Annotated in this window: 19 protein-coding genes; 10 read left to right on the forward strand and 9 right to left on the reverse strand. The window is 49.6% G+C overall.

All coding sequences use genetic code 11. From position 1 onward, the window contains the following. Window positions 1-8 precede the first annotated feature (8 nt). From BDT_RS13530 to BDT_RS13540, 3 genes are all read right to left on the reverse strand, one after another. Window positions 9-1394 (reverse strand): UDP-glucose dehydrogenase family protein, encoded by a 1386-nt coding sequence (locus tag BDT_RS13530; RefSeq protein WP_015091809.1) that lies wholly within the window; start codon window positions 1392-1394, stop codon window positions 9-11. Between the two features lie 92 nt (window positions 1395-1486). Further along, window positions 1487-2494 carry a GDP-mannose 4,6-dehydratase gene (locus BDT_RS13535; RefSeq protein ID WP_015091810.1) on the reverse strand — a complete coding sequence of 336 codons (1008 nt, stop codon included), beginning with the start codon at window positions 2492-2494 and terminating at the stop codon, window positions 1487-1489. Between the two features lie 106 nt (window positions 2495-2600). Beyond that, window positions 2601-3179 (reverse strand): HD superfamily hydrolase, encoded by a 579-nt coding sequence (locus BDT_RS13540; RefSeq protein ID WP_015091811.1) that lies wholly within the window; start codon window positions 3177-3179, stop codon window positions 2601-2603. 216 nt (window positions 3180-3395) lie between these two features. On the opposite strand from BDT_RS13540, the gene BDT_RS13545 reads away from it, so the two are divergent. The 6 genes from BDT_RS13545 to BDT_RS13570 all read left to right on the forward strand — a co-directional run bounded on the left by BDT_RS13545 (window position 3396) and on the right by BDT_RS13570 (window position 9357). Then, window positions 3396-3875: a hypothetical protein gene (locus BDT_RS13545; RefSeq protein ID WP_015091812.1), complete on the forward strand. Its 480-nt coding sequence runs from the start codon at window positions 3396-3398 to the stop codon at window positions 3873-3875. Between the two features lie 81 nt (window positions 3876-3956). Then, entirely contained in the window at window positions 3957-5576 is a 1620-nt protein-coding gene (locus BDT_RS13550) for an FAD-dependent oxidoreductase (RefSeq protein ID WP_015091813.1), read from the forward strand. A gap of 94 nt (window positions 5577-5670) precedes the next feature. Beyond that, complete coding sequence (locus BDT_RS13555) at window positions 5671-6876, forward strand: hypothetical protein (RefSeq protein WP_015091814.1); 1206 nt, start codon at window positions 5671-5673, stop codon at window positions 6874-6876. Window positions 6877-6880: 4 nt separating this feature from the next. After that, entirely contained in the window at window positions 6881-7372 is a 492-nt protein-coding gene (locus tag BDT_RS13560) for a hypothetical protein (protein WP_015091815.1), read from the forward strand. Between the two features lie 78 nt (window positions 7373-7450). Next, window positions 7451-8230, forward strand: coding sequence for a substrate-binding periplasmic protein (locus tag BDT_RS13565; protein WP_015091816.1), 780 nt, complete (start codon window positions 7451-7453; stop codon window positions 8228-8230). Between the two features lie 50 nt (window positions 8231-8280). Continuing rightward, window positions 8281-9357 carry a PA0069 family radical SAM protein gene (locus tag BDT_RS13570; RefSeq protein ID WP_015091817.1) on the forward strand — a complete coding sequence of 359 codons (1077 nt, stop codon included), beginning with the start codon at window positions 8281-8283 and terminating at the stop codon, window positions 9355-9357. A 67-nt stretch (window positions 9358-9424) separates the two neighbouring features. Here BDT_RS13570 and BDT_RS13575 read toward each other — a convergent pair whose 3' ends face one another. Continuing rightward, window positions 9425-11683, reverse strand: a complete 2259-nt coding sequence (locus tag BDT_RS13575; protein WP_015091818.1) for an aconitate hydratase — start codon at window positions 11681-11683, stop codon at window positions 9425-9427. A gap of 122 nt (window positions 11684-11805) precedes the next feature. On the opposite strand from BDT_RS13575, the gene BDT_RS13580 reads away from it, so the two are divergent. Then, a complete protein-coding gene (locus BDT_RS13580; RefSeq protein WP_015091819.1) occupies window positions 11806-12513 on the forward strand; it encodes an NAD-dependent deacylase in 708 nt (235 codons plus the stop codon). A 221-nt stretch (window positions 12514-12734) separates the two neighbouring features. Continuing rightward, the gene (locus BDT_RS13585; RefSeq protein ID WP_015091820.1) at window positions 12735-13046 is read left to right on the forward strand and encodes a helix-turn-helix domain-containing protein; all 312 of its coding nucleotides are present in this window, start codon (window positions 12735-12737) and stop codon (window positions 13044-13046) included. Between the two features lie 3 nt (window positions 13047-13049). Here BDT_RS13585 and BDT_RS13590 read toward each other — a convergent pair whose 3' ends face one another. Further along, window positions 13050-13373 carry a hypothetical protein gene (locus BDT_RS13590; RefSeq protein WP_015091821.1) on the reverse strand — a complete coding sequence of 108 codons (324 nt, stop codon included), beginning with the start codon at window positions 13371-13373 and terminating at the stop codon, window positions 13050-13052. A gap of 198 nt (window positions 13374-13571) precedes the next feature. On the opposite strand from BDT_RS13590, the gene BDT_RS19220 reads away from it, so the two are divergent. Continuing rightward, the gene (locus tag BDT_RS19220; RefSeq protein ID WP_015091822.1) at window positions 13572-14360 is read left to right on the forward strand and encodes a hypothetical protein; all 789 of its coding nucleotides are present in this window, start codon (window positions 13572-13574) and stop codon (window positions 14358-14360) included. Here BDT_RS19220 and BDT_RS13600 read toward each other — a convergent pair. Then, window positions 14357-14629: a peptide methionine sulfoxide reductase gene (locus tag BDT_RS13600; protein WP_041577875.1), complete on the reverse strand. Its 273-nt coding sequence runs from the start codon at window positions 14627-14629 to the stop codon at window positions 14357-14359. The two genes, BDT_RS19220 and BDT_RS13600, sit on opposite strands and share 4 nt — an antisense overlap. Window positions 14630-14758: 129 nt before the next feature. Between BDT_RS13600 and BDT_RS13605 the strand changes: the two genes are divergently transcribed. Next, window positions 14759-15289: a hypothetical protein gene (locus tag BDT_RS13605; RefSeq protein WP_015091824.1), complete on the forward strand. Its 531-nt coding sequence runs from the start codon at window positions 14759-14761 to the stop codon at window positions 15287-15289. A 32-nt stretch (window positions 15290-15321) separates the two neighbouring features. Here BDT_RS13605 and BDT_RS13610 read toward each other — a convergent pair whose 3' ends face one another. From BDT_RS13610 to BDT_RS13620, 3 genes are all read right to left on the reverse strand, one after another. Continuing rightward, the gene (locus BDT_RS13610) at window positions 15322-16137 is read right to left on the reverse strand and encodes a tail fiber protein (RefSeq protein ID WP_041577876.1); all 816 of its coding nucleotides are present in this window, start codon (window positions 16135-16137) and stop codon (window positions 15322-15324) included. Window positions 16138-16166: 29 nt separating this feature from the next. Next, window positions 16167-16895: a tail fiber protein gene (locus BDT_RS13615; RefSeq protein WP_015091826.1), complete on the reverse strand. Its 729-nt coding sequence runs from the start codon at window positions 16893-16895 to the stop codon at window positions 16167-16169. A gap of 171 nt (window positions 16896-17066) precedes the next feature. Then, window positions 17067-17552: a hypothetical protein gene (locus BDT_RS13620; RefSeq protein ID WP_015091827.1), complete on the reverse strand. Its 486-nt coding sequence runs from the start codon at window positions 17550-17552 to the stop codon at window positions 17067-17069.

Below are 17552 nucleotides of genomic sequence, written 5' to 3' on the forward strand. Positions count from 1 at the left end.
GCTCCTGCTTAGTTCAACCACTGATTGCTGATTTCAACGTGACTGCCCGTCTGAACCACACGCTGGAATGCCGGATCTTTACCAATACTGATATAGTCAAAGCCCTGACGGGCCATATCCACCGGGTCAAAGATATTGCGACCATCGAAAATGACCGGCGATTTCAACATAGACTTCACTTGAGCAAAGTCGGCGCCTTTGAATTCAGGCCACTCGGTTGCGATCACCAGAACATCGGCCCCCTGCAAAGCCTCATAGAAAGAATCCAACAACTGAACGCGGGATTCGAAGCTTAGCAACTTGCGTGCACCTTCCAAAGCAATCGGATCGGCGGCACGAATGCGCGCCCCATAATAAAGAAACTTTTCAATCAGACGCAAAGCCGGAGCTTCACGCAAGTCATCAGTGCCGGGCTTGAAGGCCAGGCCCCAGATGGCAATCGTTTTTCCTTCCAGTTCGCCTTTGAAATAGTTCTGAACCTTCTTAAAGAAATGATCATGCTGCTGCAGATTCACATCTTCCACCGCTTGCAGGATGCTCATCGGGCTTCCCAGATTGCTCGCGGTCTTGATCAAAGCCTTCACGTCTTTCGGGAAACAGGAACCCCCGTAACCAACGCCGGCATTCAGGAAGTGAGGACCGATACGACGATCCATGCCCATGCCTTTTTTCACCAGATCAATATTGGCGCCGGAAAGCTCGCACACACGGGACAGTTCGTTCATGAAAGAGATGCGCGTCGCCAGCATCGCGTTGGCCGCATACTTGGTCATCTCGGAAGAATACACATCCATCACCAGAATGCGGGATTCATCATCCACAAACGGACGGTACAGACTAATGATCAACTGGCGGGCTTCTTCGCTTTGCACACCCGCGATCACGCGCTCTGGATAAAGGCAGTCTTCCAACGCCGCTCCTTCACGCAGGAACTCGGGATTGGAAACAATTTGAACATCGTACGAAACACCACGTTCAGCCAGTACCCGCATCACTTCCGCGCGCACGGCCTCGCACGTCCCAACTGGGACCGTGGATTTGACAACGACGACTTTGTCGGCAGTCATGAAGCGGCCGATGCTTTCAGCAACACTCATCACATAGCGCAGATCCGTGGAACCATCTTCATCAGAAGGTGTGCCCACGGCGATCATCAGAACGTCAGACGTCTGAACGGCTTCTTCAATGTTCGCAGTGAACGTCAGACGTTTTTTCTGGAAATTCTTTTTGATGAGTTCTTCAAGACCTGGCTCATAGAAAGGAGCAATTCCGTTATTTAATTTTTCAATGCGCTTCACATCGATATCAGCACACAAAACATCATTGCCTTTTTCAGCAAAGCAGGTCCCGGTGACCAAACCAACATAACCGGTTCCAATAACAGAAATTTTCATACACGCCCCTCTGACAAACAAAACAATATCGGGGCGGACCTTATACTATTACCGGTAATTTGAGAACGATGCAGAGTGAGTGATCGAAACTTTTACAAGACTTCGCAAGAGACATCTGCGAGCAACGCGCGATGATCTTTGTGCCACTGAACTGTTTTGCGAAGTCCTTCATCGAAGTGTACCGCGGGTTTCCACGAGAGAAGTCTTTCTGCTTTGCTGATGTCAGCCCAAGTCTCTTTCATGTCAGACTTGTTCGCAGCACTTTCTTCGATTCCACTTTGCACACCAAGTTCATTTTCAATCCCATGAATCACTCGGGAAATGCTGATTGGATTTTTTCCGCCACCAAGATTTATAACTTCATAGCCCAAAGGTTTTGCAGAAAGAATTGTTCCGCGAGCGATGTCATCGACGTAAGTGAAATCGCGCGATTGAGCTCCATCACCAAACAGACGAATCGCCTGGCCACGAGTCATCCACTCGATAAAACGAAAGATCGCCATATCAGGACGACTGGCCGGACCGTAAACTGTAAAGTAACGAACGATGGAAACATCAATGCCGTAAAGATAGTGATAAGTATAAGCCATCACCTCGGCCGCTTTTTTCGAAGCCGCGTAAGGAGAGATCGGCGTGTTCACTGCAAGCTCTTCATTGAACGGCATCGGAAGTCCGGCATACAAAGAAGAAGTTGAAGCCAATATGAACTTTGGAACTTTTGTGCGCTTCATCTGTTCCAGCAGATTCAGGGAACCCATCGCGTTCGTTGTCATATATATGTGCGGGTTTTCCATGCTGTAGCGAACACCCGCGCGCGCCGCCAGATTGAAGACCACATCAAATTGATGCTGGTCAAAAAGCTCAGCAAGCGCTTTGTTGTCCTCGATATCCAAGTGCTGAAAGGTAAAGCCCTTGGTGTTCTTCAACTGATCCAGACGCCAGTTCTTCAGGCGAACATCATAATAAGAATTCAAATTGTCGATGCCGATGACTTCCACGCCATCAGCCAACAGCAACTCCGCCACTTTGCTCGCGATGAAACCAGCAACGCCGGTCACTAAAACTTTCTTCAACTGGTACTCCTGAGATTCAGGCACCATATATAGAAACGCCTCTGGCGCAACAAGCGACAGAGGCGTTATGTGAATTCTTTATCCGAGTTTGTTCCGCGTGATTCCGCAGACATCATCGTTAGTGAGTGATCATCTATTTCTTCAGCAAGCTCTTTGCAAGATCCAGGAAGCGGGCTTCGGTCACTTCTGACGGCCAAGGGATGATCGGGAAATCAAACGGCTCGTCTTCAGAAATATTCCACGACTTCAGATCTTTCGTGATCAGGTCACGAACTTCAGTCGCCAGCAAACGACGGTCAATCTGCTTCACCACTTTTGGAAGTGGGTATTCCAGATTGAAGCGTTTGGAAATAGCCCAGTGAATGCGGGATTCAATAATTTCAAAATCCGGCAGCAAAGCTTTTACCGGAGACACCAGGTCACCCACATAAGCTTCGGTCGCATCATGGAAAAGCATGTGCAAGGCGATCTCTTTCGTCGGGGAAACTTCCGCCCCAAGGCAGGAGTGCTGACCCACGCTGTAGAAAAAGCGTGTGTGACCATTGAATCTTGCCTGACGAGCCAGCGCACAGGCGATGTCTTCGATCATAACCGCATCCGGATCTGGCTTCAGAATACTGAAGCGACTTCCCGACAGGGTCACAACCCAGGACTTTTCCACGATTTCAGGACGATTCAAATTTTCCGGCAGAGCAGGCATTTCGATATTCATGGGTTGGTTGCTTACCCTACCGTTTAGGGAGTTGCATGAAGAATCCACCTAACTCAACGCATCAGATTCAGAATTTCTCGGAACAGTCAAAAGTCAAAAGAAGCCCCTTTTACGGGAAGGTAACTTGAGAAAATTGTGTGCTCTGCCAGAAGCTGCCTCCATCTCTTTGCGCAAAGAGGACAAATAAAATCGAACACAAAATGGAGACCCCACAATATGAAACGTATTCTGACCCTTTTGATCACTCTGATGTCCGCTATGCCTGCATTTGCAGCAGTTAACGCAAACTCGTCTTGGGAAGAGATCGTTCGTGACCGCTATGCCATCATCAAAGCTCCGACCATCTATATGGGGCGTTCTATCGACTACATGTTCGCATGTCAGGACGGCGACCGTCTGCGCACGATGAAGCCGGTAGACACCACAGTCAGCCGTACTCGCGGTGACCGTGAAGAAATCATCGTGATCGACCGCGATTATCTTTCCACGCCGATCGATTACACACACGAAGTGGAGAACTGCTTCTGGAACAACAACCAGCGCCGCTGTAAAATGGAGACTGTCACTGGTTCATACCCACTGACGGTGAACATCCCGGTTTACAAACGTGTTTCCAACCGCAACGTCGAAAGAGAAACACTCATGTTTAGAAAATCTTACACGGTCCCTCAGTGTGACACCCCTACTGTGGACTAAGGCACTTTCAATACCCTTTCAACAAGAGGAGTTCCTAGAACTCCTCTTGTCTGTTTTGGGCCCCGGAATTATTTAGACGCCATGCAAAGACGTGATTTTCTTAAAACCAGTTTGTCCGTAGCAGCCCTTTCCTCCATCCCCGCTTCCGGCCTTGCCAAAGGCTCTGAGTGGGTCAATGACCAGCTGACTGATGACTGGCCGATCGCGCGCCTGAAGGACTCTGAAAACAACAGCATCGACTTCAACGGGGACGACATCAATCGCCCGCATGATGCCTTCTGGAACATCGACGGCTATATCGAGAAAAAAGGCGGCGAACCCAAGTCCTTCTCTGAGGATCTGGATGTTGTGATTGTGGGTGGCGGTATTGCCGGCCTTTCCACGGCTTACTATCTGCGCGACAAAAAGATCGCTTTGCTTGAAATGGATTTCCGCCTGGGTGGAAACTCCAAAGGTGAACAGTACAAAAACTCTGTCTATTCCACAGGGGCGGCTTATTTGGTCGAGCCGGATCAGACAGCCCCACTGGGCAGTCTTTTGACTGAACTGGGCATCTGGGACAAAGCGCGCCGTGAAAACTCGGACCACACCACGGTTCTTTACAACAACAAATTCACTTCCCCGTTCTGGAAAGGCGCCACTGATAAGGCCGCCGCTGACAATTTCAACAAGGTGTTCAAACGCCTGGCTGAAATCGGTGCGGAAGCTGACTTCGACTATAACGGTGAACTGGCTAAATCTGTCGATCATTTGAACTTCGAACAATGGCTGACCAAAGAATTCGGCGATGTTCACAAGCACTTGCTTGAATACTTCCAGCTGTACGGATGGAGCTCGTTCTGCGGTTCCACGGACGAACTGTCTGCTTACCAATACCTGGGCTTTATCTGTGCTGAGACCGGCACTTTGATGGCTTACCCGGGTGGTAATGCTTACGTGGCTCACAAGATGGCGCAAAAGATCCGCAAAGATGCGGGTGACAAATCCCTGCGCGCAGGAAGCATCGTATTGCGCGTGACCACCGAAGGTGATTCCGCTGTGATCCTGTATGAAGATGCCATGGGTGTTCTGAAAAAGATCCGCGCAAAACAGGTTGTTATGGCCTGCCAGAAGTTCGTTGCAAAACGTCTGTTGCCACAGATGCCAAAAGATCAGGCTGACGCGATCACCATGCTTCCCTACCGTGCGTATCTGGTTGGAAACATCCTGACGAAAAAGAACTTCCAAAGCCCCAGCTATGAACTGTACTGCCTGAAAGGCCAAGTACCACCGTCCCCGACGCCGATGAGACGTGGTGACCGCAGCTTCACTGACATTTGTTTCGGCACGTGGGCCCAGGAAGAAAAAGTCGATCACAGCGTGCTGACGCTTTATCACGGCATCCCTTACGATGGTGCCCGTCAGTTCCTGTTCAACCCAGCTTCTCATGACAAATACAAAGCCAAATATCTGCAGGACGTGGAACCGATTCTGCAAACCATGAACCTCAGCATGAACGACGTGCACGGCATCCGCCTGACTCGCTGGGGTCACGCTTTGCCGCTGTCTCGCGCGGGCCTGATTCAGGATGGCTTGCCTCAGAAGGCGTCTGAATCCATCAATGGCATCATCCACTTCGCCAATCAGGACAACTGGATGAATCCATGCTTTGAAACGGCTCACCACTGCGCCATCGAAGTGGCGACAAAAATCAAAGGCTAAGAAGCTTCACATTCCTCAATAAAAAGGCTTGTATTAATTTGAGAATACAGGCGCTTTTTTCTAAAGATCATGGGCGATAGAACGATATAGATTTATGCGTTTTATTGCCCTTTTGCTTTTTATGACGACATCGGTGAATGCCTGGGCTGATGGCAAAGCCTATCTTGATCTGGAAGAAGACCAGATCGTTTCTGTATTCAATAAACCCGGAATGAACTGGAAGAACTGTTCGGCCGATCCCAACTGCCGGCCCGTCGGCTGGCCGGATCGTGATGCTTCCATCGAAGTGACGTCCAAGCCGCGCAAGATGAAGGTGGAAGATCCCAACACCGGCACCATGCAAACGGAAGAGTACGTGCAGATCAAGTATTCTTACACCCGCGAGCGTGATGGCATCACCTACACCCAACAAGGCACCGGCTGGGTCGATGCCGCCTATGTCAATCGCAGCAAAACCAAAGCCGTCTATGGCGCGGCTGACGACAAATCCGAATACTGCCCACCCGTTCAAAAATCCACAACCGGTGGCGGAACCAAAGAGGTTCAAAAAAGCATTTCCGGAATTCAAGCCGCCATCGCCAACAAAGGTGTGAAGGAAACTGCCGCCGCACTTAAAGCCTCGGTGGGGGCCTGCATGATCAATCCGAAGAATCCGCCAGCGGCCTACAAGGGTGACAATCCGTTTGATTCCTATGTGCTGCCCCACCTGAAAAAACAAGCCGTTCCCAAAGTCGCCCGTGAAGACGGCAAGATGATGACACAGCAGGATCTGATCACCGTCGATGCTCTGGCGCGCACGATGTATGCTGAAATGGCTCGTTGTTACAAACACGGCCTGCACTATCCGATGGCCGTGGCTAAAATTGCGGTGAATCGCGCCAACACGGAAAGCCGTCACAAAGAATTCATCAAAGGCACGCACAACAGCGGCAAAAGTGATCTGGCCAAAGTGGTCACCACCCCGTCGCAGTTCAACCTTTGGATGAAGACCCACAACGGACAGAAAAACGGCCCGCTGGCTCACGCCCTGTGCCCGCCTTCAGACAAGAACAAACTTTTCTGGAGTGGCGCAAAGCCCAGCAAGGAAGAGCAGGACATCTGGGACAACACCCTACGCATCGCTACTGAGGCCGTGCTGTTTCCAAAAAAGTTCAATGCACGAACTTCACAGTTGAAGCAGTTCCATTATACGTCGGGTATGGACAGCTTCTTCGGAATGAAGCAGGTCTTCCCGTGGATTGCCGACCGCAAAGTTTCCAAAAATGCCTGTGTACAGGTCTGGGATGGCGGCGTAAAATAGCCGCATGAACCAACAAAACACCAACTATGTTTTTCTGATGGATTGTGCGGACTTTTCTGAAGCCCAGGTTGTGAAGTCTTACCTGACTTCACAAGGGTTCCATCCCCGTGTGCGGGACGAACAAACCCGTGGTGTGGCTCCGCATTTTGGTCAGTTGTTGGGTAAGCTCACGTTGGAAATTCCTGAACACGAATACATGGAAGCGTCTTTGTTGATGGAAAGTCAGGAAAAGCCCCGGGTCCAGATTATTACAGAGAGCGGCTATGACACTCAAGCCTTGGCCAAGAAAGCTCTTTGGAATGCCATCATCGGCTGCACGATGGTGCCTTTACTTTGCAACTTCTATTCGATGATGCTGGGTTACCGTGTGCTTCGCCATGAAGTCCCTTTAAGCAAGACCAGCCGCAACCGTCTGTTCCTGGCGATTGTGTTTAACTCTATTGGGTTCTTTGTTTGGTTGACCGTGGGTCCAAAAATCCTGAATCTGGGTTTCTAAAATTACAAGTATCCCTTTGACTGGCTCTGGACCTCACGGATATCAAAATTCAATCAAATTTGCGATACACTGAAGGGCATGAGACGATGGACCGCCGCCCTGACCGCCTTATGCCTTATTGTTTTAAATTCCCCGAAAGCCCACGCTCTGGTGGTGGTCGGACAAGAGTATGAACCGTATTATTTCAATGACGGTTCTGCCGGTATTGGGGGCGCCTGTTATGAGATCGTTCAAAAACTTTGTTCACTGGAAAAGTCCCACTGCAAATTCAAGTTCGCGCCTTTAAGAAATTTCTTATCAATGCTGAAAGAAGGTCAGGCCGATATCGGCTGTCCCCTGTCGCGATCCGGGCCGCGTGAAACCGCATTTTATATGCACACCCTTTTCCGCGGGCGTTATTCTTTCTTTGGCCTGTCCGAGGCGACTCAAAAAGTAAAAAGCTATGCGGATCTAAAGGACATGCGGGTCGGGGTTCTGGCCCCGTCCATGACCGAAATAAGTCTGAACCGCATTCACGAATTTGCAGACAAGAATTTTAAAATTGAACCTGAAAAAACCATCTTTAATTCTTTGCTAAAAGCTGAAAAGAAAAACTATGCCCTGGCTTACGGAAATCGCGATGTAGCCCTGCGCTGGATCGAAAAGACCCGCAGCCCTTTGCGGGAGGTTCCAGAACTGGGTGAGCCGGTGGCCTATTCCATCGCCTTTTCCAAAAAGAGCTTTAACCCTCAGCGTTTTGAGAAAATTCAACGTTATCTGGTTGAACTGCATAAAGACGGAACACTGGAACAAATCGCCCGCAAGTATCGTTTGACGCTGGCGCAGGATTTTAGCGCTCCCGGGCGGTCCGAACCCTAGCCCCTATAAAGTGAATCCTTTTCCACTTTGGCTGTGCCATACTCGCGCCCATGAGCCGGGAATTTCGCAAAGACATCAAGGGGCGCGGGGCCAGTAGCAATTTTTCAAATCGCTATGATTCACTGACCTATGAACCGACCGAAGAGGACTTCGATAATTATCAGGAAGAAGAAAAGCCCCTGCTGCGCACAGAAATCCTGAAGGACAGCTCGCGCACTATCATTTCCCAGAATAAAAGCCCGGATATTGGCTTCACATATTCCATCAACTCTTATCGTGGGTGTGAGCACGGCTGCTCGTACTGCTATGCCCGTCCTTCACACGAATATCTGGGGCATTCTCCAGGCCTTGATTTTGAATCCAAAATTTATGTGAAAGAAGAAGGCCCCCAGCTTTTGCGCGAGGCTTTGATGAAACCCTCGTGGAAGGGCGATGTCATCATGATGAGCGGAATCACGGACTGTTATCAGCCGCTGGAAAGAAAGATGCAGCTGACCCGTGGATGTCTGCAGGTCTTGGCCGAATTCAAAAACCCGGCTTCATTGATCACCAAAAATGCGCTGATCACCCGGGATCTGGATATCTTCACTGACATGGCCAAGTATGACGGAATTCTGATTTACATTTCTGTGACTTCTCTGAATGCGGATTTGGCAGCGAAATTGGAGCCACGCACATCACGTCCGGAAGCGCGCCTGAAAGCCATTGAAACTCTGGCAGCAGCGGGCATCCCGGTGGGGGTGAACGTGGCCCCATGTATTCCCGGACTGACCGATCATGAAATGCCGATGATTTTAAAACGCGCGAAAGAAGCCGGGGCGAAATTTGCCGGTTACACTCCCCTGCGCCTGCCATCGACGGTGCTGCCGATTTTTTCAGAATGGCTGGAAGTGCATGAACCGTTAAAAAAAGACAAGGTGCTCAATGCGGTGAAGGACATCCGTGGTGGCCGCCTGAATGATCCCAACTTTGGTTCGCGCATGCGAGGTGAAGGCGCCCGGGCTGATCATCTGGAGCAAATGTTTGAAATCTATTGCCGCAAATGGAGCTTGAACAAAGAAGAGTTTCATCTGTCGTCGGCAAGCTTCAAACGCCCGACCAATCAGCTGAGTTTTGATATTGATTGATGCCGAAAATAAAAAACCCCTGATGTAAAACACCAGGGGTTTTGTTTTTTTGAATTCAAGCCGGATCTTACAGACCGCGGATCAAGTTCAACGCACTTCCCGCGCGGAACCATTTCAACTGTTCTGCGTTGTAAGTGTGCTTAAGCTCGATAGTCTCTGTAGAACCATCAGCGTGCTTGATGTTTGCTTTCACGTTTTTACCTGGAGCAAGATCATTCAGATCAACCAGGGACAAACGGTCTGCTTCCTGAACTTTGTCGTAATCTTTTGGATTAACAAAAGTCAAAGCCAGCACACCTTGTTTTTTCAGGTTCGTCTCGTGGATACGAGCGAAGGATTTCGTGATAACTGCAGAAGCACCCAAGTGTCTTGGGCACATTGCCGCGTGCTCACGGGAAGAACCTTCACCGTAGTTTTCGTCACCAACGATAACCCAGCCTTTACCCGCTTTCTGGTAAGCACGTGCCACCTGAGCGAATTCTGCTGTTTCACCAGTCAGTTGGTTTTTACCTTTACCGATTTCACCTGTGAACGCGTTATCCGCACCCAACAACATGTTGTTGGAGATGTTGTCCAAGTGACCACGGTAGTTCAACCATTTACCACCCGGAGAGATATGATCCGTCGTGCACTTGCCTTTTGCTTTCGCAAGAACCAATTGATCAACGAAATCTTTGCCATCCCATTTAGTGAACGGGGAAAGAAGCTGCAAACGATCAGAAGAAGGATTCACTGCCACTTGAGCGGTTGCACCTGCTGGTTTCTGATAGCCTTCAGTGTCCGCGATGAAGCCTTTAGCCGGCAATTCCGGGGCCACTGGCGCCTGAAGTTTGATTTTGCCTTTTGGACCTTCCAGCTCGTCAGTTGCCGGGTTGAAGTCCAAACGACCTGCAAGACCCAAAGCCATAACAATCTCAGGAGAAGCGATGAACGCCAGAGTCTCTGGGTTCGCATCGTTACGTGCACGGAAGTTACGGTTGAAGGAAGTTACGATCGTGTTTTTCTCGCCAGACTTGATGTCGTCACGTTTCCACTGACCGATACAAGGACCGCACGCGTTCGCAAGAACAGTCGCGCCCACTTCATTGAACGTCGCCATTTGGCCGTCACGCTCAATCGTGTTCTGAATCTGAGTGGAACCCGGAGACACCAGGAACGGAGACGTCATTTTCACGCCCACTTCCATAGCTTGTTTCGCCACGAAAGCCGCGCGACCGATATCTTCATAGGAAGAATTCGTGCAGGAACCGATCAAAGCAGAGGAAATCTTAACTGTGTAGCCTTTCTCAGCCACTTCTTTTTTAAGTGCAGAGATTGGACGAGCTAAGTCTGGAGTGTGAGGACCCACCAGGTGTGGTTCCAAAGCAGACAAGTCGATTTCGTAAACTTCGTCGAAGTATTTGCCTGGGTTTGCCACCACGTCCGCATCTGCAGACAGGATGTCTTTGTGACCGTCAGCGATGGACGCCAATTGATCACGACCTGTGGATTTCAGGTAAGCGCCCATGCGCTCATCGTATGGGAATACAGAGCAGGTAGCACCCAGCTCAGCACCCATGTTGGTGATAGTTGCTTTACCAGTACAAGAGATGGAGGACGTGCCTTCACCGAAGTACTCTACAACTTTATCCGTACCACCTTTTACAGTCAGCATTCCGCACAGTTTCAGGATCACGTCTTTAGCAGACGCCCAACCGCCCAGTTTGCCTTTCAGGTGAACACCGATCAGCTTAGGATTTTTAACTTCCCAAGGCAGACCCACCATCACGTCAGAAGCATCAGAACCACCAACGCCCACAGCACACATACCCAAACCACCCGCATTCGGAGTGTGAGAGTCCGTACCGATCATCAAGCCACCTGGGAACGCGTAGTTTTCAAGGATTACTTGGTGAATGATACCAGCGCCTGGTTTCCAGAAGCCGATGTTGTAACGGGAAGAAGCCGTTGCCAGGAAGTCATAAACTTCTTTGTTGGTTGCATTGGCAACAGTCATATCTGCGCCTGCACCTTTGTAAGCCTGGATCAAGTGATCGCAGTGTACTGTGGAAGGAACAGCTGCTTCATCTTTACCTGCCAGCATGAATTGCAACAAAGCCATCTGCGCTGTCGCATCTTGCATCGCCACGCGGTCTGGTCTTAGAAGCAGGAAGCTTTCGCCACGAACCAATTCCTGGTTCTGTGGATCATCCAAGTGACCGAACAAAATTTTCTCCGCCAATGTCAAAGGGCGGTTCAAGCGATTGCGAACAACAGCCAATCTTTCAGCTGTCTTCTTGTATACGTTCTGCACCATTTCAGGTGAAGTTTCGATTTTCGAAGCCATTGTAATTGCCTTTCTTTTAAGAACGCCCCATCCTAATGAAAATCAGTTGAAATCTCAAACAAAATGCGGGGTTGGGATTCATTCTCGGGACCGTCCCCATGGCCTGAATTGCGCGAGGCATAATGGACTTAAGACTATTTAAGAACATCGTCATCCTCACTGGTGCCGGCATCTCGGCCGAGAGCGGAATTCGCACGTTCCGGGACCAGAACGGCCTGTGGGAAGATCACCGAATTGAAGACGTGGCAACACCTGAAGCTTTTGCTCGAAACCCGTCTTTGGTTCAGCGCTTTTACAACCTGAGAAGAGCTCAACTGAAAGAGCCAAACCTGACCCCAAATCCCGCCCACCAAGCCCTGGTCGAACTGGAAAACCTTTGGGAGGGAAACTTCCTGCTGGTCACCCAGAACGTCGACAACCTTCACCGACGCGCAGGCTCAAAAAACCTGCTGCACATGCACGGGCGCCTGGATCGCGTGTTTTGCCTGCATTGTGACGAGCATTTTGAGTGGCTGCTGGATCTGGCGGTGGATCAACCCTGCCCGCAGTGTGGGCGCCAAGGCGGAGTTCGCCCCGACATTGTCTGGTTTGGCGAGATGCCCCACTATATGGAAGAAATCTATGCAGCCCTGGACAAGGCGGATTATTTTATCTCGATTGGAACCAGTGGGAATGTCTACCCGGCGGCGGGCTTTGTACGTCTTGCGTGGAAAGCCAGAAAGATAGAAATCAATCTAAAGGACACCGAGATCTCCCCCGCGTTTGACGAGCACTATGTCGGCCCGGCCTCCACGGAGGTACCTCGGTTTATTGCTCAATTTCTCGAGTAATCCGCGCCTCGTCCCTTCTAATACAAATATAGGGCCTCATTCAAACTCATTACGGGACCGTACCCTGCAATAACTTCCATGCAACTTGCTTTTTACGTCGATTTGACGTAAAAAGGGCAGCCGAACCGGGCAACGGTCAATTAGACTTAGTCGCTCTTATCGACTTATATATCGAGTGCTTGAAAAGCAGATCCACATTGAACTTTTGGAGGTTCATAAACATGAGTACTAAAAAGGGATCCGACGCTCTTGAAATGATGGAGGCTAAATACGGCCGTCTTTCTGTGGCAAGCCTGCTGGTCTCATGGAGAACTTCTGACGAGCTTTCTCAGACCCAATTCGCAAAGAAACTGGGGATGTCGGTACAAAGTCTTTGTGATCTGGAAAAGGGCCGCAGAATCCCCTCCCCGGGAAGGGCAGCGAAAATCGCAAAAAAAATGGGCTATCCCGAAATCGCGCTTGTTACACTGGCTCTTCGGGACGCCCTTTATGCTGAAGGCTTCAAGTACAACGTCAAACTTGAAAGCGCCTAAATATTACCAGCCAGAATAGCAGCGCTGGGACGTGATCACCTTGTCAGAGTCACGAACCATGTACAGGCAGCTTTCGTAAGCCATGTGCAACTGGATGCGCACGTGAGGAATCACGTCACCTTTTGGCGTGATCACGCGGGACGGTTGCGCTTCAATGTCCAGGATTCTTTCGAATGTACAAAGTTCGTCGTAAGAGAAGTCCTCTTGAGCCGCCACAACCTTGATCGCCGCTGTATAACGGTCGCTGTGTTCCCATTTAGTGCAAAGGTTACCGGCAAATGCCGCTGAAGATGCCAACAAAGTCAAAGTCGCCAAAAGAATACGCATTTTGATTCCTCCTTAGGAAAACGGCCCCATGCTTAAAGGACATAGCCATAAAGAGCAAGAGCGTCCAGAGCTTGGCTGTTCAATGAAAACTCAATGAAACCGCTCTGCGGCGTATCAAAACAAAACAGACAACCTCCTTTTAGTTACAAAGTGGCCGAAAGTATTAATCTGGCGGCTGTTTAGCCGATACGTTGGTCTATGGACCAATATCGAGAACCCACTATCACACGTGAAGACCTCATCCTTTTAAAAAAAGAGCACTTCCTGACACGTCTCTTCTTCTGCGATTTTAACTTCCTCACACGCTACTTATCCAGACGAACACAAGAATTGCTGAGAGCATTGTGGATCACATTCTTTTTAGGTTCCATTTTGATTTTCCTGTGTTCGTGGGCTCTGTCAGGATTCAATCTTGAAACCACGTGGTTACTGATTCGAGATACCTTTACCACCGTCAACGCCGACCGCAGAAACCTTACTCAAGGCTTTCTGACATTGACCCTTGCCCCCATCGGTGTGTATTGGAGCTTAGACACCATTTTTGGACGTCGATGGACATACTGCGCTGGCCTATACAATGAATTGGTAAAAATGCGTGCATCTGCCACTCCAAAGGATCCCGATGAGGACTATCTTTTCCACCGAAAAGAAGAATATCTGGAAGCACTGATCGCATATGACTTGATTGACCTGGATCTCTACTATCACAAGTCATTTCATGAATTCTTTGCGAACACACTTGAAAAAGCGCTCAAAGAAAAGGGTCTCGTTTTAAACTCTTTCATCGTCGATTTGCGCTGCGAAAAAATTGGTGCTTCTTACATACGAGAGCTAATGAGTGCCTATCTGTATAAATGTCAGTCAAATCTTGAAAAACGACGCACCAAGTACGGCATCATTCAACGTGAGTCTGTCGAACGAAAATCCGCTCCTCCAGTCGCCCGCCAAACGAAGACTGCTAAATATTGGTCTAACCGACGGGCTTAGTACCCCGGAGCCCCGGCTTCTTTGGCGCCGCCGGCTTCCCGTTCGGCTTCTTCTTCGTCGGTTTCAAAGAGCTCGACATAATCCTGATAACCGTTTTGGGAAAGGTCGCGGACCGGAATGAATTTTAAGGCAAAAGGATTCACCCAATAGTCGTTGTCCGCCCGAAGCAGGATCGGCTCTCCGGTTTTGGCGTCGACAAAGATGCCTTCGGGCTCAAGGCCCTCAATATCGTTCATATGGCGAAACGGAGAGAAATCGGGAGTTGTCATAACCACCTCCTTCTTTGCCTCTGATTATCCCCCCTAGCGCAAGGGAGCCCAAGGTCTTTTGCTCTGCCATTCTGCACCAGCCACTCTGATTTCTGTTGGCAACGAAGCTCTGTTCGATAGTCTAGGGGGATGATGCATCTATTTTTACTGCTGACACAATTGGTATGGGCGGCTCCGCAGGCGGCTCTTTATGAACGACCTTGTTACATGGACGAGGGCGATGCGCTGACCACGCATCTGCAGGTTTCTGAAAACCAGTGGATTTTGACCCATCTGGCTTATGAAGAAGATGCATGCAAGCAGGCCTATCTGGCTTTTGAAATCCAGTATACCACCGCCACGGCCGGGACTGATGTTGATTTGACTGTGTCTGAGTCCTCGTACACTCCATTGACTGAAGAAGTGGCGGAGGCTTTGAATATGGTGAAATACTGCGATTACACCGACTGGAAACGGGGGGAGAAAAAAGTCGTCTCGGGATATTTGTGTGACGAATACAAAGCTCCGAATGTGGGTGACAAAACCTATTCGATCTTCAAAACCGAACAAAAAGACGGCGGTGAGCTTTTGTACATCGGTGCAGCTTCAGCGCAAGGAAGCGGCAAGTCCCCTTCCCAGCGCCATAAAAAATACGAACCGCTGCCGTTCTTCAAACAATAAAAAAAGCCGGATGAAAATCCGGCTTTTTTTATTTAACGACACTCGTAAATATGACCAAGCATTTTGGCGGCGCCATTCACCGAGACCGGGAAGCCCGCGGGAAGTTCCACCAAGTCACTTCTGTTGAACTTGCGCAAAGAGAAAACCAGAGCCCCCTTTACACATAAAGTGTCATCTTCCTTCGGCCAGACCGAACTTTGCATATGCAGCATTGTGGAAAGTTTTTGATCGGCATTTGCGCTCTGGACGTCAGGCAGGACAACTGTCGGCACCACTACCCGGGAATAATCCTGATAGCGAACTTTGTACCCACCGTACTTGTCGTCCCATTCTCTGTAGGATTCAGTCCATTTTTCAATAATCAGATCCGAATTCACGTTCGCAGCAAGCTCTTCTTCACTTTTTTGGACAAATGATTTTTCCTGATTCATCGGAACAACCTGCGGGATCTCCAGATCATTTAAGTGACCTGCAATTTGTCGAACCACTCCGGCCGTACCCACCAGCATCGCAATTTCTCCAGGCCATGCGCCTTCTTTGCACATGTAATAGCTATAATGAGAACCATTGATGTTCAGTTCTTCAAGCTTGGGGATCGCAAAATTACTGATCCCGTCCCCGCCATAGGAAGATCCAATCAGTGCATAAACTGTCAGGTTGTCATTCCTTACCTCCATCAGGCGGCCGTCAGCCTTTACCCACATTCGCTCGTCAGGAATTGTTTCGCTTTTAAAAGCCCGCATCTCAGTAATCACACACTCAAAATCAGCGTCAGCCTTTGCGATCTGCACGCTTGCAGTCACAGTCAGAGCAATCAAAATTTGGGACATCAGGATGATCGTTTTCATAAAAACCCCTTTCAAATGGTGCCGCAGCCCTATAGACATTCATACATGTGAGCCGCTTCTTTGGTCACACCACCGAAAGAAATGCCTGCCATGCCTTCGACGATGATCTCTTTTGCGTTTTCCGGTTCGCGCATTTTTCCAAGCGCGAAGTACACGCCGCCTTTTTCACAGGCAATCTGGTAAGCAGGATAATTACCGTTCACTTCAAGTATGTTGTTCAGTTCAGTCCCGGTCGGAACATTCTTTAATACTGCCGGCAAAGTCACTGTGGGCATCAGAACGCTATTATCCTGCACCAGATCCCGATTCAGGATGCTCGCCAAAGCCGGATATCTTTCAATTGGCAGGGCTTCTTCACGAATCAACATCCTTTCGTTGTAGGAATCCAGGTTGAAGTTTCCAGCATACTGGCGCATGAAACCGGTGTTTGCAGAGTCTGTACCCCCACTCGGCCAGATGCCGCGCACACAGATATAATAGCTGTAACTTTGACCGTTCAACTGGATGTCTTCAATCTTAGGCAAAGCAAAGGTTTGTCTGTAATCACCGCCATATTGAACTCCCAACAAGGCGAACAGGGCCTGATTCATCGTGATTCGCATCAGTCGCCCGTCAGCTTTGGTCCATGCGTTTTCATCCGGTGTTACGGCACTGTTAAAGGCACGCACTTCAGACATTCCGCATTCTAATTCACGGGCTTGGGCTTTAACGGTCAAAGACAGGGTCAGCAGGGCAAGAACGAGAGTGAACTTTTTCATAACAACCTCTTTCAGGGGTGATTTGTATTCGATACAAACCTATGAAGCAACGGCGGTGCCAGGGCTTTATCCCTCTGAAACAGGCTTAATTTTGATCTGGGATGGGTGCTGCCGGAAAATCGGCAAGGCAGCCTGCCGGGGCCCCGGCAGCTGCTGAAAATCCGCTAGGGACTATTTCTTCTTGGTTTTTTGAACTTCAAAGATGTACGGATAGAAAACACTGACGACTTTCCCCGCTCTTTGGTTCTGAAGCTTTTCAAATTTGGCCTGACGAATGGATGTTTCGATGCAGGAATTCAAAGCTTCCGACGCCGGACGAATGCGGTTTTCCTTGAACTGAAATTTCGTCACCGTGCCCTCGGAATCAAAGCTGAAATCCACAACCACTTTACCCACCGGAATCGGCTGATTGGCCGCTTTGGCTTCAGCCATGGTCTGATCATGGCACTTTTTAAGTTCGCCGATCACAACATCTTTATTCGTGTGATGAGCGGATTTCAGGTCCACCTTGGCTTCGCCCTGAGGCGCAGTCAAAGTGATATTTTCAGAAGGCATCTGCTCTGGAGTTTCAGAGCCGGGAACCGGCTCTACCGGAGGCGTCTGCGCCCCTGCGTGTAAGGCCATCAGGGCCAATGAGGTAACAATCAAAGATTTCAT

The sequence above is a fragment of the Bdellovibrio bacteriovorus str. Tiberius genome (assembly GCF_000317895.1).
In the GTDB taxonomy this organism is placed as follows: Bacteria; Bdellovibrionota; Bdellovibrionia; order Bdellovibrionales; family Bdellovibrionaceae; genus Bdellovibrio; species Bdellovibrio bacteriovorus_F.

Bases quoted from the DNA above. Each gene is read 5' to 3' on its own strand.
- BDT_RS13605 (WP_015091824.1), top strand. From the start codon at position 14,759: ATGATGCATCTATTTTTACTGCTGACACAATTGGTATGGGCGGCTCCG.
- BDT_RS13545 (WP_015091812.1), top strand. From the start codon at position 3,396: ATGAAACGTATTCTGACCCTTTTGATCACTCTGATGTCCGCTATGCCT.
- BDT_RS13620 (WP_015091827.1), bottom strand. From the start codon at position 17,552: ATGAAATCTTTGATTGTTACCTCATTGGCCCTGATGGCCTTACACGCA.
- BDT_RS13555 (WP_015091814.1), top strand. From the start codon at position 5,671: ATGCGTTTTATTGCCCTTTTGCTTTTTATGACGACATCGGTGAATGCC.
- BDT_RS13570 (WP_015091817.1), top strand. From the start codon at position 8,281: ATGAGCCGGGAATTTCGCAAAGACATCAAGGGGCGCGGGGCCAGTAGC.
- BDT_RS13575 (WP_015091818.1), bottom strand. From the start codon at position 11,683: ATGGCTTCGAAAATCGAAACTTCACCTGAAATGGTGCAGAACGTATAC.
- BDT_RS19220 (WP_015091822.1), top strand. From the start codon at position 13,572: ATGGACCAATATCGAGAACCCACTATCACACGTGAAGACCTCATCCTT.
- BDT_RS13600 (WP_041577875.1), bottom strand. From the start codon at position 14,629: ATGACAACTCCCGATTTCTCTCCGTTTCGCCATATGAACGATATTGAG.
- BDT_RS13550 (WP_015091813.1), top strand. From the start codon at position 3,957: ATGCAAAGACGTGATTTTCTTAAAACCAGTTTGTCCGTAGCAGCCCTT.
- BDT_RS13585 (WP_015091820.1), top strand. From the start codon at position 12,735: ATGAGTACTAAAAAGGGATCCGACGCTCTTGAAATGATGGAGGCTAAA.
- BDT_RS13580 (WP_015091819.1), top strand. From the start codon at position 11,806: ATGGACTTAAGACTATTTAAGAACATCGTCATCCTCACTGGTGCCGGC.
- BDT_RS13565 (WP_015091816.1), top strand. From the start codon at position 7,451: ATGAGACGATGGACCGCCGCCCTGACCGCCTTATGCCTTATTGTTTTA.
- BDT_RS13615 (WP_015091826.1), bottom strand. From the start codon at position 16,895: ATGAAAAAGTTCACTCTCGTTCTTGCCCTGCTGACCCTGTCTTTGACC.
- BDT_RS13610 (WP_041577876.1), bottom strand. From the start codon at position 16,137: ATGAAAACGATCATCCTGATGTCCCAAATTTTGATTGCTCTGACTGTG.
- BDT_RS13560 (WP_015091815.1), top strand. From the start codon at position 6,881: ATGAACCAACAAAACACCAACTATGTTTTTCTGATGGATTGTGCGGAC.
- BDT_RS13540 (WP_015091811.1), bottom strand. From the start codon at position 3,179: ATGAATATCGAAATGCCTGCTCTGCCGGAAAATTTGAATCGTCCTGAA.
- BDT_RS13590 (WP_015091821.1), bottom strand. From the start codon at position 13,373: ATGCGTATTCTTTTGGCGACTTTGACTTTGTTGGCATCTTCAGCGGCA.
- BDT_RS13535 (WP_015091810.1), bottom strand. From the start codon at position 2,494: ATGGTGCCTGAATCTCAGGAGTACCAGTTGAAGAAAGTTTTAGTGACC.
- BDT_RS13530 (WP_015091809.1), bottom strand. From the start codon at position 1,394: ATGAAAATTTCTGTTATTGGAACCGGTTATGTTGGTTTGGTCACCGGG.